Genomic DNA, 14,150 nt, shown 5'->3' with positions numbered 1-14,150 from the left:
AGGCACTGCCTTCAATGAAAGCCTGAAAACAACGCCTCCCAACCCCATGCGTAGAGTTGGCATGATTTTAGCCTAAACCCTATTACGGTAACAAACATCATTCCATAACGATATTCGTTCCACGACGATAAATGACAAATCGGGAGATCCAAGTATGTCCGCAGAACATGTTTTGACGATGCTGAATGAGCACGAAGTTAAATTCGTCGACTTACGCTTTACCGATACCAAGGGTAAAGAGCAGCACGTCACCATTCCAGCTCACCAGGTTAGCGCTGACTTCTTCGAAGAAGGCAAAATGTTCGACGGCTCCTCCATTGGTGGCTGGAAAGGTATCAACGAATCCGACATGGTGCTGATGCCTGACGCAAGCACCGCTGTACTGGACCCGTTCTATGAAGACACGACGCTGATCATTCGTTGTGACATTCTGGAACCGAACACCATGCAAGGTTACGATCGCGACCCGCGCTCCATCGCGAAACGCGCTGAAGAGTACCTGCGCTCCACCGGTATCGCGGATACCGTTCTGTTTGGACCAGAACCTGAATTCTTCCTGTTTGACGACATTCGTTTCGGCAGCAGCATCTCCGGCTCTCACGTTGCTATCGATGACATCGAAGGTGCCTGGAACTCCGGCACCAAATACGAAGGCGGCAACAAAGGCCACCGTCCGGCAGTGAAAGGCGGTTACTTCCCGGTTCCACCGGTTGACTCCGCACAAGACATCCGTTCTCAGATGTGCCAGGTAATGGAACAAATGGGTCTGGTTGTTGAAGCTCACCACCACGAAGTGGCAACGGCTGGTCAGAACGAAGTGGCAACCCGCTTCAACACCATGACCAAAAAAGCGGACGAAATTCAGATCTACAAATACGTTGTTCACAACGTAGCGCACGCTTACGGCAAAACGGCCACCTTTATGCCGAAACCGATGTTCGGTGACAACGGCTCTGGCATGCACTGCCATATGTCCCTGTCCAAAGGCAGCACCAACAAATTCTCCGGCGACAAATACGCTGGCCTGTCTGAAGAAGCGCTGTTCTACATCGGCGGTGTCATCAAACATGCTAAAGCGATCAACGCCCTGTCCAACCCGACCACCAACTCTTACAAGCGTCTGGTCCCGGGTTATGAAGCTCCGGTAATGCTGGCGTACTCCGCACGTAACCGTTCTGCTTCTATCCGTATCCCGTTCGTTTCCAGCCCGAAAGCTGCACGTATCGAAGTGCGCTTCCCAGACCCGGCGGCTAACCCGTACCTGTGCTTCGCCGCACTGTTGATGGCTGGCCTGGATGGTATCAAGAACAAGATCCACCCTGGCGATGCCATGGACAAAAACCTATACGATCTGCCGCCGGAAGAAGCGAATGAAATCCCGCAGGTTGCAGGCTCTCTGGAAGAAGCACTGAACGCGCTGGACGCTGACCGTGCATTCCTGACGGCGGGCGGCGTGTTCACTGACGACGCTATCGATGCTTACATCGGTCTGCGCCGTGAAGAGAACGATCGCGTTCGCATGACGCCGCACCCGGTTGAGTTCGAACTGTACTACAGCGTTTAATCAACGACTGCGTACCTATGATTTACCTCGGCGTGGTGGACGTGCTGAACCCTGCCATGACCGAGCATCAACAGAATTATAAGAAGTTTGTTTTTGTTGCCGTGGAAACTTTTCAGCCCATCTTCGGATGGGCTTTTTTCACCACCGGCCTTATTTCTTTATCATCAATATTGGCCGTTGCGACGTAACATCCATCATCTACACTACAATGCACCGCGAGGGTGCAGGAGTCTGCGTTATGGCAACAGGCACGCTGCCCGATGCTGGGCAGATCCTCAATTCTTTGATCAATAGTATTTTATTGCTGGATAACGACCTGGCAATCCACTATTCCAATCCGGCTGCCCAGCAGTTGCTGGCGCAAAGTTCACGCAAATTAGCGGGAACACCGTTGCCGGATCTGCTCAGCTATTTCTCGCTAAATATTGAGCTGATGCGCGAAAGTCTCAACGCGGGTCAAGGATTTACGGATAACGAAGTGACTATCGTTGTCGATGGTAGAGCACACATCATGTCGCTCACCGCACAACGCATTCAACACAGTTTTATCCTGTTGGAGATGGCGCCGATGGACAACCAGCGCCGCCTCAGTCAGGAACAATTACAGCATTCCCAGCAGCAGGCAGCGCGTGATTTGGTGCGCGGTCTGGCGCATGAAATCAAGAATCCGCTCGGCGGATTGCGCGGCGCGGCACAGTTGCTGGCCAAAGCGCTGCCCGACCCCGCGCTGACGGAATACACCAAAGTGATCATTGAGCAGGCCGATCGCCTGCGCAATCTGGTGGACAGGCTATTAGGGCCGCAGCAACCGGGTTTACACGTAACACAAAGTATTCATCAGGTCGTTGAGCGCGTCTGCAAGTTGGTCTCGTTAGAAAAACCTGACAACGTGACGCTGGTGAAAGATTACGATCCCAGTTTGCCAGAGCTGACCCATGACCCAGACCAGATTGAACAAGTGCTGCTAAACATTACCCGCAATGCGCTCCAGGCGCTGGGTAAAGAAGGCGGCACCATTACGCTGCGCACGCGCACCGCTTTTCAACTCACGCTGCACGGCGTGCGCTATCGCTTGGCGGCGCGTATTGATATCGAAGACGATGGCCCTGGCGTCCCTGCACAGTTGCAAGACACGCTGTTTTACCCAATGGTAAGCGGTCGCGAAGGCGGCACTGGACTGGGATTATCGATCGCGCGCAGCTTGATCTATCAGCATTCGGGAAAAATTGAATTTAACAGTTGGCCAGGCCATACCGAATTCTCGGTTTACCTGCACATTCGCCAGTGAGGTTCACGATGCAACGAGGGATAGTCTGGATTGCCGATGACGATAGCTCCATCCGTTGGGTGCTGGAGCGCGCGCTCACTGGGGCGGGGTTGACCTGTGCCACCTTTGATAACGGAAATCAGGCGCTGCACGCGCTGGCAACCCAAACGCCAGACGTACTGCTGTCCGATATTCGCATGCCGGGCATGGACGGTCTGGCGCTGCTGCAACAGATCAAACAGCGTCATCCGATGCTGCCAGTGATTATTATGACCGCGCACTCCGATCTGGATGCTGCGGTAAGCGCTTACCAACAAGGTGCATTTGATTACCTGCCAAAACCGTTTGATATCGATGAAGCTGTCGCTTTGGTTGAGCGTGCGATCAGTCACTATCTGGAACAGCAGCAGCCGGTCCGAGCGCAACCGCTCAATGGCCCCACCACCGATATCATTGGTGAAGCTCCGGCCATGCAGGATGTGTTTCGCATTATTGGCCGGCTCTCCCGTTCATCTATCAGCGTGCTGATCAACGGGGAATCGGGAACCGGTAAAGAGCTGGTGGCACATGCGCTGCATCGCCACAGTCCGCGCGCCAAAGAGCCGTTTATCGCCTTGAATATGGCGGCCATCCCCAAGGATCTGATCGAGTCAGAGCTGTTTGGTCACGAAAAAGGGGCGTTTACCGGCGCGAATCAGATTCGCCAGGGACGTTTTGAACAGGCAGATGGCGGCACCCTGTTTCTGGATGAAATCGGCGATATGCCTCTGGATGTGCAAACGCGGCTGTTGCGCGTATTGGCTGACGGGCAGTTCTACCGCGTCGGTGGCTATGCAGCGGTGAAAGTGGATGTGCGTATCATCGCCGCAACCCACCAAAATCTGGAGCTACGGGTTCAGGAAGGCAAATTTCGCGAAGACCTGTTTCACCGTCTCAATGTGATTCGCGTCCATCTGCCTCCACTGCGTGAACGGCGCGAAGATATTCCGCGGCTGGCACGCTACTTCTTGCAGGCAACCGCCAAAGAGCTGGGAGTGGAACCCAAAAATCTGCACCCGGAAACGGAAACGGCGTTAACGCGCTTGCCCTGGCAGGGCAACGTGCGTCAGTTGGAGAATACCTGCCGCTGGCTGACCGTTATGGCCGCGGGGCAAGAGGTGTTGATTCAGGATCTGCCGCCAGAGCTGTTTGAAACCACGGCACCGGACGCTACGGTGCACATGCTACCAGACAGTTGGGCAACCCTGCTGGCGCAATGGGCAGATCGGGCGCTGCGTTCCGGTCATCAAAACCTGCTCTCGGAAGCGCAACCGGAGATGGAAAGAACGCTGCTCACTACCGCGTTACTCCATACGCAGGGTCATAAGCAAGAGGCTGCTCGCCTGTTGGGATGGGGACGTAACACCCTGACGCGCAAGCTCAAAGAGCTGGGAATGGAATAGCCGCATGGTTTTACTTTTTGAATTGTTTGACGTTATATCGCGTAAAAAATAACGCTGGGGGGAACGAGACCACTGGGTGAGCGGCAGGACGCCGCGAACGTCAGTGGGCTCGGGCCCCGAAGGCACCGCATAGCGGCGTTATTTCCCGCGGAAAGCCAGGGCGATTGAGCGCCCCGTGTCGGGCGCGTGCGATGTACGATGTAAATAACTGCTTGGGTTAACGCGCACGAAACATTCACGGTACCAACAAATCTATGGTCACCCCCATTTTTGCAACACTGATTTTTGACTAATGGTGGGCTTGCTTCAATCTATCCGGCGTCTCTGTGGGCGAGATGCCCGCGCCTCGATGAGTTCCGCGCCTGGTGAACCTGAAAAAGCCCTCGGCTTCAGTGAGCCATTTTTGTCGTCAGGTTTTTCAGCAGGCCGATATGCCGTTCATGTCATCAATAATCAGTCTTCGCAAAACCAGATAGGTAACTGCTGTTTAATTACTTAATAATCAGTCTGTTGATTTAGTTCTACATAACATCAGGCCTGATATTCATTGTGATTAGTTGTGATTGACCAGGCTATTCGCGCCAGTTTGTTTGCCAGAGCACAGGCGACAATATTTGAATGTTTGTTATCGAGTTGCCCCCGAACCCATTCAGCAAGCCTGCCCTGCTGATATTCAAGTCGCATCATGAACGAGCGGGCACATTGAACCAGAAGTTTGCGTAAATTTTTATCACCTCGTTTGCTTATCCCCAGCAGAGTCGGTTTGCCTCCTGTGCTGTATTGTCGCGGTACAAGCCCTGTGGAAGCCGCAAAATCCCTGCTACATGAAAATTGTTTTCCATCGCCGAACTGTGATGAAAGTAAGCTGGCAGTAATCGGACCGACGCCTGGAATTGTCATAATTCGCTGTGCAGTATCATCAGCTTTGATTGACTGATTTAATTCTGATTCCAGCGCTGTTATTTGCTCGACAAGGTAAAGATAGTGGGCATGTAACTTCATCAGCAGACGGCTCAGGTATGCGGGGATTTCGTGCTCAGCCAGCACCAGAGACAGTCGCTTTATTACCGCCTCGCCGATTGGCAGGCTTATCCTGTAGTGGTCAACTAATATTGGCCACCGCATTAGACTGTATGTAGAACAGTCGCTCAGATTCGTTTGGAGTTAAGCCGCCGTTATACCAGTGAGGCCGGATAGCGCTGTAATACCCCGTGATGTAGCGGATAATCGCGTCCTGGGCTTCGCTGAAGCTGTTGTAACCCTTTGTCGGCACCCATTCTGTCTTCAGGCTGCGGAAGAACCGCTCCATTGGCGCATTATCCCAGCAGTTACCCCGCCGACTCATACTCTGCTTTATCCGGCAGCGCCACAGGGCTTGCCGGTATTGACGGCTGGTATAGTGGCTGCCCTGGTCGCTGTGGAACATGACTCCTGTTGGTTGTCCCCGGAGTTCCCAGGCCATCTGCAACGCTTTAACTGTCAGCGCCGAGTCCGGCGACGTCGACATGGCCCAGCCCACCGGTTTGCGGGCGAACAGGTCTAGCACCACCGCAAGGTAAGCCCAGCATTTGCCCGTCCAGATGTAGGTCACATCGCCGCACCAGACCTGATCCGGCGCGGTAACCGCGAACTGGCGGTTGAGATAGTTCGGTATTTCAACGTGTTCATTGCCGCCGCGTTTGTATTTGTGAGCCGGTCGCTGGCAGCTGGCGATACCCAGCTCCTTCATCAGCTTGCCAGCCAGCGCCCCATTTTGACACCAGAGCTGCCGGTGACGATGGTCGCGATACTTCGAGCGCCGGCAGAGCCGCCGCTGGCGTTCCAGGCTTCCATGACGCGACTACACTTAACCACGCGCTCACCGTCGGGTTCATTAGCGGAAGCCTGCCAGTGCCTGTAGCTGCTGCGATGTACCTCAAAAGTTTGGCACAACGCCGTGACCGGGTATCGCGCCCTCAGCCTGTCGACTACCGTGAACCGTTGAGTGAGTCCGACATTAAGAGCGCCGTAGCCTTTTTTAGGATTTCGTTCTCCATTTCAAGGCATTGGACTTTTTTCTTCATCTCACGCAGCTCGAGCTGTTCAGGGGTAAGAGGAAGTCCCGTTGGCGTTTTTCCCTGTCGTTCAAGGCGAAGCTTATTGACCCAGCGACTAATGGCAGAATGGCTGACATTAACCGCCTCTGCGGCCTTAACGTATGTGTAGCCGTGGTCGACAACCAGCTTTGCGGCTTCGAGCTTAAATTCCGCCGTAAAATGTTTACCCATGAGGTCACCTGTCGTGTTGATGAGGTGAGCATATCACCTCCGCTCAGGTGGTCAGTATCAGTGTGCCACTACAGATCGATACCAATAAGAGTAACGTTTTCCATGATGGCCTCTTCTGAAAGAAAAACACCCTGCCAGAGTACCGCTCACAGAGTGGGGGTGACCATCTCATTAGGCCCGGATTAACCGAGCCTCATTGTTTTGTTACTTTTTTGTTCGGGTTGATCGAGTGTAATCGCATAGCGATTACATCAATCCGCAGCATTGCCACTTCTCCACAGAGTTGCACCGTGTCAGTGGCTGCGTGACTCTTCGATTTCCCTGATACCTGCCAGTTGGCTGTTGGCCTGGTCAATCGCCGTCAACAGCGGATCAATCCAGTAAACAGCCTGTGCGTATGTCAGTCGGCAGGCGGTGGCAATGGCGCTAGCACTGGCTGTGTCAGTTCCGCTGGCAGCGATGTGCATGGCGCTGGAGCGTAAACGGTACGTGTGGTCGAGCAACCGGCTAGCAACATCATCAGGCACGCACTTACGGCTAACGGCGTCTTTCTTGACAACCGTTCGAATAATAATTTGTCGCTCATCTGATTTGGCCTTGATGTTGGTTGCGTACTGGCGGGCTTGCTGGGATATCTGATTGAATCGGTTAAACTTGAAAGCCTGCTTTGCGATTACCGTGGCTTGGCCTGCGGTTTCTTGCGTCAGCCTTTCTGTTTTGCCTTGTTCGGTGCTGTACTTTCCATGGTAGTGGTAGACGCCGAATGACAGTGCAGCAATAAGAGCAAGCAAAATAGCGATTACGGTATCCCTGATAGACATAGTGACTCTTCCTTCGCCGCGCCGGTCATCAATGCCAGCAAGGCAGCAATCACCCAAAGAAGTTTCCAGCGCATCATGCTGCCAGTCGGTGCTGTTCTTCAATCAACGGTTGGCGATGGTTTTTGTTAAATATTCCCATCAGCGTGGCCTTGCGTTGCTCAAAGTCCCATCCCATACCAATGAATACCGTGTTGGCGCGTTGCAGTTCGGTAATGCAGTAGATCTGCTCTGGCGTCAGATAGTCACGGATGGACTCTTTCTTACCTATTTCATGATGGACACGAAATTTTGCAGATGTCATACCAAGTGCAATGCGGTTTATTAAATCAGCCTCGTTGCTGAAATGGTGTGGGGCAATCTGCTTTCCCTGCGCCTCGCGCTCGTGCTTGATGGCATCGGTCATTGGACGGTACTCAATTCGGGCGGTATTGCGATCCATCTTCTTGCCCGCTAATGCCTTGCGCATACGGAAGAACTCGGAAACCAGCTTCTTCTTGAATACACGAACGGCATCATTATTGCGCATGTAGGTAATTAAGAGTGTAGGCTGTGTCCCTTAATCCCATGAGTTATACTAACTGTTTGTTTCTACATCATTTTGAACTATGGCTCGCTACGACCTTCCCGATGAAGCATGGGCTATCATCCAGCCCTTACTCCCTGCTGAATCAGCAACACCACAGGCCGGACGCCCATGGGCTGAGCATCGCATGATTATCAATGGCATGTTCTGGGTGCTGTGCTCTGGTGCCCCATGGCGTGATTTACCTGAGCGATACGGCCCATGGAAAACCGTTTATAACCGCTTTAACCGATGGTCAAAATCGGGAGTCATTAACATTTTTTTCAATAAGTTACTTTCATCACTTGATGCCCATGGCCTCGTGGACTGGTCAGCGACTGCGCTGGATGGTAGCAATATCCGGGCGCTGAAATGTGCTGCCGGTGCTCAAAAAAACATCCCGATATCACCGGAGATAATGGGCTGGGTCGCTCTCGAGGTGGTTTTGGCACCAAAATCCATATGGCTACAGACGGAAGTGGTCTTCCGTTAAACATCGTGTTGAGCCCCGGTCAGGCTCATGAAAGTCAGTTTGCACTACGTCTTTTGGACGGTATTGGTGTTCAACGCCAGAACGGCAGTATGAAATGCCGTGGTCATGCGGTACTCGCTGACAAGGCGTACTCCGGGCATGTATTACGTAACGAGCTGAAAAACAGAGGTATAAAAACTGTCATCCCCCGAAAATCCACTGAAAAAATGGCGGTGGATGGTCGTTCAAAGCTCGATCGTGACGCCTACCGCAATCGGAACGTTGTTGAGCGGTGCTTTGGCCGTCTGAAAGAATACCGTCGCATTGCGACACGTTACGACAAAACGGCGAGGAATTATCTGGCAATGTTGAAACTGGGCTGCATCCGCCTGTTTTACCAGAGGTTATGTAATTAAGGGACACAGCCTAGTTTGCTGCTCGTTGAGAAATGCAATACGAAGAGGCTTGCCACCGCCTTGACTTCTTTCAACCATACGGATTTCAAATCCGAGTGGCCCAAACTCTTCCAGATCAGCTTTGTTACGGTCAACAAGCTTGATGATGGTGTCATGATCTTTCTTAACACCTTCAGCAATCACCATAGTATTCGCTACGAGATCAAGTTTCTTTATTTCCACTAATTGCATCGCTTATTTCCTTTTGGTGATAGAGCCTGCCTCGTAGACATGAGTGGCCCAAGAGTGGTTAGCGATGAAACCGCCACTCTGTCTCAGGCTCATATCCCGAAAGACTCTTGGTTTTATGCGCACGAGGATGCGCAGGCGAAAAAATCTATGGTCACCCCCATTTTTGCAACACTGATCTTTGATTAATGGTGGGCTTGCTTAAATCTATCCGGCGTCTTTATGGCCAAGGATGCCCGCGCCACGATGAGTTTCGCACCTGATATTCCTAAAAAGGCCATCGGCTTCATTGAGCCATTTTCATTTTTTGGTTTTATATCAGGCCGTCAGGCCGTTCATGTCATCAATAATCAGTCTTCGCAAAACCAGATGGGTAACTTCGTTAAATTGCTGACTGTTAGACCAGCATTACTGTTCAAACACGGTATTTCGTGTCGTTATTGCCCAAGCTATTCGAGCTAATTTATTTGCTAATGCACAGCACACAACGCAAGAATGTTTCCTGCCCAACTGAGACCTTACCCAATCAGCTAATCTCCCTGATTGATGGTCAATTCTTAGGATAAATACCCGCGCACATTGAACAAGCAATCGGCGAAGGTTTTTATCTCCACGCTTGCTAATACCCAGCAGAGTATTCTTCCCGCCAATACAGTACTGGAGGGAAGAATACTCTGCTGGGTATTAGGCTGTGTCCCTTAATTACATAACCTCTGGTAAAACAGGCGGATGCAGCCCAGTTTCAACATTGCCAGATAATTCCTCGCCGTTTTGTCGTAACGTGTCGCAATGCGACGGTATTCTTTCAGACGGCCAAAGCACCGCTCAACAACGTTCCGATTGCGGTAGGCGTCACGATCGAGCTTTGAACGACCATCCACCGCCATTTTTTCAGTGGATTTTCGGGGGATGACAGTTTTTATACCTCTGTTTTTCAGCTCGTTACGTAATACATGCCCGGAGTACGCCTTGTCAGCGAGTACCGCATGACCACGGCATTTCATACTGCCGTTCTGGCGTTGAACACCAATACCGTCCAAAAGACGTAGTGCAAACTGACTTTCATGAGCCTGACCGGGGCTCAACACGATGTTTAACGGAAGACCACTTCCGTCTGTAGCCATATGGATTTTGGTGCCAAAACCACCTCGAGAGCGACCCAGCCCATTATCTCCGGTGATATCGGGATGTTTTTTTGAGCACCGGCAGCACATTTCAGCGCCCGGATATTGCTACCATCCAGCGCAGTCGCTGACCAGTCCACGAGGCCATGGGCATCAAGTGATGAAAGTAACTTATTGAAAAAAATGTTAATGACTCCCGATTTTGACCATCGGTTAAAGCGGTTATAAACGGTTTTCCATGGGCCGTATCGCTCAGGTAAATCACGCCATGGGGCACCAGAGCACAGCACCCAGAACATGCCATTGATAATCATGCGATGCTCAGCCCATGGGCGTCCGGCCTGTGGTGTTGCTGGTTCAGCAGGGAGTAAGGGCTGGATGATAGCCCATGCTTCATCGGGAAGGTCGTAGCGAGCCATAGTTCAAAATGATGTAGAAACAAACAGTTAGTATAACTCATGGGATTAAGGGACACAGCCTAGTATGAAGCATGAGAGTTACCTCGTGTTTTGTATAAGGATTCGACACCCATATCAAAACCGGTAACTCTCAACCTTTCAAGGTCCAGTGTCAGATCAAGTCGCGACTAATACACATAATTGTATGTATAGAAAAACCCGCCATTGACGCCGTCTGCTATGATCCTGACAATGCTCTCCCTTTTATCCAACGTCCTGTTTATTGAACACACTGTTTATTAAACCAAAGGTGCCGTTGATAACCCGGTAGGACTTTATGGAAGCGTGGCTGGATCATTTTGTGACCCAATCTGTCACCTATTCGCTGATTGCGGTGATGTTAGTGGCTTTTTTGGAATCGCTGGCGCTAGTGGGGCTGTTACTGCCCGGCACGGTGATGATGGCGACATTGGGCGCGCTCATCGGTAGCGGGCAACTGAGCCTGTACGCGGCATGGGGTACCGGATTGGTGGGCTGCCTGCTCGGCGATTGGATATCCTATTTCATCGGTTGGAAATTCAAAACGCCACTGCACAACTGGTCGTTTTTAAAGAAACACCAGACTTTACTGCGCCACACGGAGCACGCCTTGCACCAACACCCGATGCCCACGATCATCATCGGGCGCTTCGTTGGCCCAACCCGACCGTTGATCCCGATGTTAGCTGGGATGCTGGCGCTTCCCCCCGCACGCTTTGCGCTGCCGAATATCATTGGCTGCATTGTCTGGCCGCCAGTCTATTTTATGCCGGGAATTTTGGCGGGCGTCGTGTATGAAATTCCGTCTGGTGGCAACAGCGCGTCATTCCGCTGGTTGCTGCTGGGGGTGGCAATACTGGTGTGGCTTGCTGGATGGCTAGGTTGGCGCTGGTGGAACAGTCGCAAGCAAACCAAAAGCCGTAAACGCTTGAAGTGGTTAACCGTGGCGCGTTTACACTGGTTGGCTCCGTTGACCATGACGGCCGCCGTCGCGGGGGTAGTGATGTTGCTTCAACACCCGATGATGCCGGTGTACACCCATCTGCTAGGGAAAGTGGTGCTGCGAGGATAACGTTATTGGGGCGCGTTTGGTTCGATGAAATATCCGATAGAAGTGAGGTTGCTGTCCCCCTTTTCGGCATGTTCGTGTTTCCCGGTTCCTCTCTTGTCATTCTCGGCGAAAGCCGGGGATCTCTTTGAGAATAAAAGCGTTTCCTCGGTAAGAGATTCCCGCTTTCGCGGGAATGACGGTGGTGGGTCGGAATGACGCTGGAAGCAGTGCTGTTTGTCAGCAACGCCGCCCAGCTCAGTGAGATTAGCGTCAGATCGCTCAACGATAAAACTCAGCCACCTGATCAAAAATGCGCATGCCGGTACCGTGGCGGCGCACCTGTAGCACATCCTCCAGTTTTTCCACCTGACTTATCATCTGCGGTAGTCGGTTGTCTTCCTGCACCAGAAGCCAGATGCGGCTCTCTTTGCCTCCGGCTAGATGCATACAAAGAATGCCTTCCACGTTATAAGCGCGACGGGCGAACAGTCCACACACATGAGACATGACGCCTGGGTGGTTACGTACCGCCAGTTCTAGCGTTACGTGAGACGAAGTTGATTGATTTTGCATAGTGTTAGTCTCCAATCATGTCGGTGTTGGCCCCGCCCGGCGGCACCATCGGATATACTTTTTCGTTGGCATCGATGGCCACATGAATCAGGGCCGGGCCCGGCGTGTGCAGGGCATCTGCCAACATGGCAGTCGGATCATCTGCGTTATTCAGGTCATACGCCGCGAAGCCAAAGCCACGAGCGATGCTGATAAAATCGGTTTGATAGCGGCAGTCAGCGGCGAAGATGCGCTGCCCATAGAACAGGTCTTGCTGTTGGTGCACCAGCCCTAATGCCTGATTGTTCATCAGGATGACCTTAACGTTAAGCCCCTCTTCGGCTGCCGTCGCCATCTCTTGAATGTTCATCATGATGCTGCCATCGCCGGAAAAGCACACCACAATTTTGTCGGGTTCAGCCAGTGCGGCACCCATTGCAGCGGGCAAGCCAAATCCCATGGTGCCGAGGCCGCCTGAGGTTAACCACTGACGCGGTCGGCGCAGCGGATAGCTCTGTGCCACCCACATCTGATGCTGACCCACGTCGGTGGCGATGATGGCATCGTCCGTCAGCGCCTGCGCAGTCGCTTGTACCAGCCCATAGTGACTCAAAGGATCGTCTGCGCCCGGCATGCGGAACGGATAGGTTTGCTGTAACGCGGATACCGTCTGATGCCATTTCTCCCTTTTTTGCGACTCAATCAACGGTAACAATTGTGTCAGCGCTTCACCCACATCGGCATGCAGCCCAACGTGCGCCTGGCGGATTTTTCCCAGTTCCGCCGCATCGATATCGATATGGATGATGCTGGCATCCGGGCAGAATTGCTCCGCTTTACCGATAGCGCGATCGTCAAAACGTGCGCCCAGTACGATAAGCAAATCTGACTGTTGCAAAATCAGATTAGTGGAACGTGCTGCGTGCATGCCTAACATGCCGAGTGACAGCGGATGATCGGTCGGCATAGCACCGAGCGCCATCAGCGTCATGGTGGTGGGCAAACTGGCGCGCTCGGCGAGTTCAATTGCCTGTTTGTGGGCCTCGGCGCTGATGATGCCACCGCCCAGATAGAGGATTGGGCGCTCTGCCGCATTGATCATCGCGGCGGCCTGTGCGATGGCTTGTGTATCAATGGCGGGGGTGAGATCGGGTTCAGCAATGGCTGGCAGTTCGGACAGCTCTATCGTAGCGGTTTGAACATCTTTCGGAATATCGATCCATACCGGGCCCGGACGCCCTGATTGCGCGATGCGAAACGCGTCTGAAATCACACGCGTCAGTTCGTTGATGTCCCGCACCAGATAGTTATGTTTGGTGACGGGGATGGAAATACCATAGGTGTCCACTTCCTGAAAGGCATCGGTGCCGATCATGGTCGAGGAGACCTGACCGGTAATGCATACCAGAGGGATGGAATCGAGTTTCGCATCGGCAATCGCGGTAAGCAGGTTAGTGGCTCCCGGGCCGCTAGAGGCCAGACAAACGGCGGCTTTGCCGCTGGCACGTGCCATGCCTTGCGCGATAAATCCTGCCCCTTGCTCATGGCGGGCGAGAATATGGCGAATGGTTGTGCTCTGCCCCAGCGCATCGTACAGCGGCAGTGCCGCCCCGCCGGGAATGCCCGCTACCGTGGTGATGCCCTGCTGTTCCAACAGCCGGACGATCAACTGTGCTCCGGTATAACGCATAGTAATATCCTTCATCTGGGCCGGTGCGTTTTCGGAGCGGGGAAGGTAAAAACAAGAAACCCCGCTCGGCTTGCGCCGGCGGGGTTTGGGAATCGTGCTGTGATTCGGAACCCGTTACGGCGCGTCGCCGACGACCACCACGACCACGCGCACGACAACGACCGCGTCAACATGCGCGGTGTGTAGTAGTGCAGAAGTCATAGCAGCGGAGTGTCTCACGGGGATCCTGTCAATCAGTCAGTTAATTAACCGTTTTA

At 52.8% G+C, this 14,150-nt stretch carries 14 protein-coding genes and 4 pseudogenes; 8 read left to right on the top strand and 10 right to left on the bottom strand.

Annotated elements, in window-relative coordinates; all coding sequences use genetic code 11:
* Nucleotides 1-154: 154 nt before the first annotated feature.
* Genes glnA through glnG form a run of 4 tightly spaced genes read left to right on the top strand, consistent with a single transcriptional unit; the run spans nt 155 to nt 4,273 of the window.
* A complete protein-coding gene (glnA, locus tag ACWWJF_RS12640) occupies nt 155-1,564 on the top strand; it encodes a glutamate--ammonia ligase (protein WP_455869642.1) in 1,410 nt (469 codons plus the stop codon).
* A 35-nt stretch (nt 1,565-1,599) separates the two neighbouring features.
* Nucleotides 1,600-1,752 carry a hypothetical protein gene (locus tag ACWWJF_RS12635; RefSeq protein ID WP_455869641.1) on the top strand — a complete coding sequence of 51 codons (153 nt, stop codon included), beginning with the start codon at nt 1,600-1,602 and terminating at the stop codon, nt 1,750-1,752.
* A gap of 50 nt (nt 1,753-1,802) precedes the next feature.
* Nucleotides 1,803-2,852 (top strand): nitrogen regulation protein NR(II), encoded by a 1,050-nt coding sequence (gene glnL / locus ACWWJF_RS12630; RefSeq protein ID WP_455869640.1) that lies wholly within the window; start codon nt 1,803-1,805, stop codon nt 2,850-2,852.
* Between the two features lie 8 nt (nt 2,853-2,860).
* The gene (glnG, locus tag ACWWJF_RS12625) at nt 2,861-4,273 is read left to right on the top strand and encodes a nitrogen regulation protein NR(I) (protein WP_455869639.1); all 1,413 of its coding nucleotides are present in this window, start codon (nt 2,861-2,863) and stop codon (nt 4,271-4,273) included.
* A gap of 531 nt (nt 4,274-4,804) precedes the next feature.
* Here the strand turns inward: glnG and ACWWJF_RS12620 are convergent.
* The 4 genes and pseudogenes from ACWWJF_RS12620 to ACWWJF_RS12605 all read right to left on the bottom strand — a co-directional run.
* A pseudogene (locus ACWWJF_RS12620) lies at nt 4,805-5,371 on the bottom strand (IS110 family RNA-guided transposase); the annotation flags it as partial.
* 4 nt (nt 5,372-5,375) lie between these two features.
* Nucleotides 5,376-6,540 (bottom strand): annotated as a pseudogene (locus tag ACWWJF_RS12615) (IS3 family transposase).
* 293 nt (nt 6,541-6,833) lie between these two features.
* Nucleotides 6,834-7,463, bottom strand: a complete 630-nt coding sequence (locus ACWWJF_RS12610) for a hypothetical protein (protein ID WP_455869638.1) — start codon at nt 7,461-7,463, stop codon at nt 6,834-6,836.
* Nucleotides 7,435-7,911, bottom strand: a pseudogene (locus tag ACWWJF_RS12605) (Rha family transcriptional regulator); the annotation flags it as partial. The gene ACWWJF_RS12610 and the pseudogene ACWWJF_RS12605, both read right to left, overlap by 29 nt.
* A gap of 55 nt (nt 7,912-7,966) precedes the next feature.
* Between ACWWJF_RS12605 and ACWWJF_RS12600 the strand changes: the two are divergent.
* A protein-coding gene (locus tag ACWWJF_RS12600; RefSeq protein ID WP_455869637.1) for an IS5 family transposase occupies nt 7,967-8,811 on the top strand; the annotation gives its coding sequence in 2 pieces (ribosomal slippage) (nt 7,967-8,312 and nt 8,312-8,811; 846 coding nt in all).
* Here ACWWJF_RS12600 and ACWWJF_RS12595 read toward each other — a convergent pair.
* Nucleotides 8,800-9,042, bottom strand: coding sequence for a hypothetical protein (locus ACWWJF_RS12595; protein WP_455869636.1), 243 nt, complete (start codon nt 9,040-9,042; stop codon nt 8,800-8,802). The genes ACWWJF_RS12600 and ACWWJF_RS12595 overlap by 12 nt on opposite strands.
* Before the next feature lie 54 nt (nt 9,043-9,096).
* Between ACWWJF_RS12595 and ACWWJF_RS12590 the strand changes: the two genes are divergently transcribed.
* Both ACWWJF_RS12590 and ACWWJF_RS12585 read left to right on the top strand, forming a co-directional pair.
* Nucleotides 9,097-9,228 (top strand): hypothetical protein, encoded by a 132-nt coding sequence (locus ACWWJF_RS12590; protein WP_455869635.1) that lies wholly within the window; start codon nt 9,097-9,099, stop codon nt 9,226-9,228.
* 33 nt (nt 9,229-9,261) lie between these two features.
* Nucleotides 9,262-9,501 carry a hypothetical protein gene (locus tag ACWWJF_RS12585; RefSeq protein WP_455868475.1) on the top strand — a complete coding sequence of 80 codons (240 nt, stop codon included), beginning with the start codon at nt 9,262-9,264 and terminating at the stop codon, nt 9,499-9,501.
* Here the strand turns inward: ACWWJF_RS12585 and ACWWJF_RS12580 are convergent.
* Nucleotides 9,448-9,699, bottom strand: a pseudogene (locus tag ACWWJF_RS12580) (transposase); the annotation flags it as partial. The gene ACWWJF_RS12585 and the pseudogene ACWWJF_RS12580 overlap by 54 nt on opposite strands.
* A gap of 38 nt (nt 9,700-9,737) precedes the next feature.
* Nucleotides 9,738-10,582, bottom strand: a protein-coding gene (locus ACWWJF_RS12575) for an IS5 family transposase (protein WP_455869634.1) whose coding sequence is annotated in 2 segments (ribosomal slippage) — nt 9,738-10,237 and nt 10,237-10,582 — 846 coding nt in all. Because the reading frame shifts where the segments join, the coding sequence is not laid out codon by codon here.
* Between the two features lie 316 nt (nt 10,583-10,898).
* Between ACWWJF_RS12575 and ACWWJF_RS12570 the strand changes: the two genes are divergently transcribed.
* On the top strand, nt 10,899-11,672 hold the full coding sequence (locus ACWWJF_RS12570; protein WP_455869633.1) for a DedA family protein: 774 nt from the start codon (nt 10,899-10,901) through the stop codon (nt 11,670-11,672).
* Between the two features lie 258 nt (nt 11,673-11,930).
* Here the strand turns inward: ACWWJF_RS12570 and ilvN are convergent, their stop codons facing one another.
* From ilvN to ivbL, 3 genes are all read right to left on the bottom strand, one after another.
* The gene (ilvN, locus tag ACWWJF_RS12565) at nt 11,931-12,224 is read right to left on the bottom strand and encodes an acetolactate synthase small subunit (RefSeq protein ID WP_455869632.1); all 294 of its coding nucleotides are present in this window, start codon (nt 12,222-12,224) and stop codon (nt 11,931-11,933) included.
* Nucleotides 12,225-12,228: 4 nt separating this feature from the next.
* Nucleotides 12,229-13,893, bottom strand: a complete 1,665-nt coding sequence (gene ilvB, locus ACWWJF_RS12560) for an acetolactate synthase large subunit (RefSeq protein ID WP_455871065.1) — start codon at nt 13,891-13,893, stop codon at nt 12,229-12,231.
* A gap of 114 nt (nt 13,894-14,007) precedes the next feature.
* The gene (gene ivbL, locus ACWWJF_RS12555; RefSeq protein WP_455871064.1) at nt 14,008-14,094 is read right to left on the bottom strand and encodes an ilvB operon leader peptide IvbL; all 87 of its coding nucleotides are present in this window, start codon (nt 14,092-14,094) and stop codon (nt 14,008-14,010) included.
* Between the last annotated feature and the right edge of the window lie 56 nt (nt 14,095-14,150).

Source organism: Symbiopectobacterium sp. Eva_TO, from assembly GCF_053848865.1.
The sequence above is the reverse complement of the archived record's forward strand: the minus strand, read 5'-3'. Positions and strand labels throughout refer to the sequence as shown.

Excerpts from the sequence above, each read along its gene's own strand:
- glnA (WP_455869642.1), top strand. The coding sequence starts at position 155 with ATGTCCGCAGAACATGTTTTGACGATGCTGAATGAGCACGAAGTTAAA.
- glnL (WP_455869640.1), top strand. The coding sequence starts at position 1,803 with ATGGCAACAGGCACGCTGCCCGATGCTGGGCAGATCCTCAATTCTTTG.
- glnG (WP_455869639.1), top strand. The coding sequence starts at position 2,861 with ATGCAACGAGGGATAGTCTGGATTGCCGATGACGATAGCTCCATCCGT.
- ACWWJF_RS12595 (WP_455869636.1), bottom strand. The coding sequence starts at position 9,042 with ATGCAATTAGTGGAAATAAAGAAACTTGATCTCGTAGCGAATACTATG.
- ACWWJF_RS12585 (WP_455868475.1), top strand. The coding sequence starts at position 9,262 with ATGGCCAAGGATGCCCGCGCCACGATGAGTTTCGCACCTGATATTCCT.
- ACWWJF_RS12570 (WP_455869633.1), top strand. The coding sequence starts at position 10,899 with ATGGAAGCGTGGCTGGATCATTTTGTGACCCAATCTGTCACCTATTCG.
- ilvN (WP_455869632.1), bottom strand. The coding sequence starts at position 12,224 with ATGCAAAATCAATCAACTTCGTCTCACGTAACGCTAGAACTGGCGGTA.
- ilvB (WP_455871065.1), bottom strand. The coding sequence starts at position 13,893 with ATGCGTTATACCGGAGCACAGTTGATCGTCCGGCTGTTGGAACAGCAG.
- ivbL (WP_455871064.1), bottom strand. The coding sequence starts at position 14,094 with ATGACTTCTGCACTACTACACACCGCGCATGTTGACGCGGTCGTTGTC.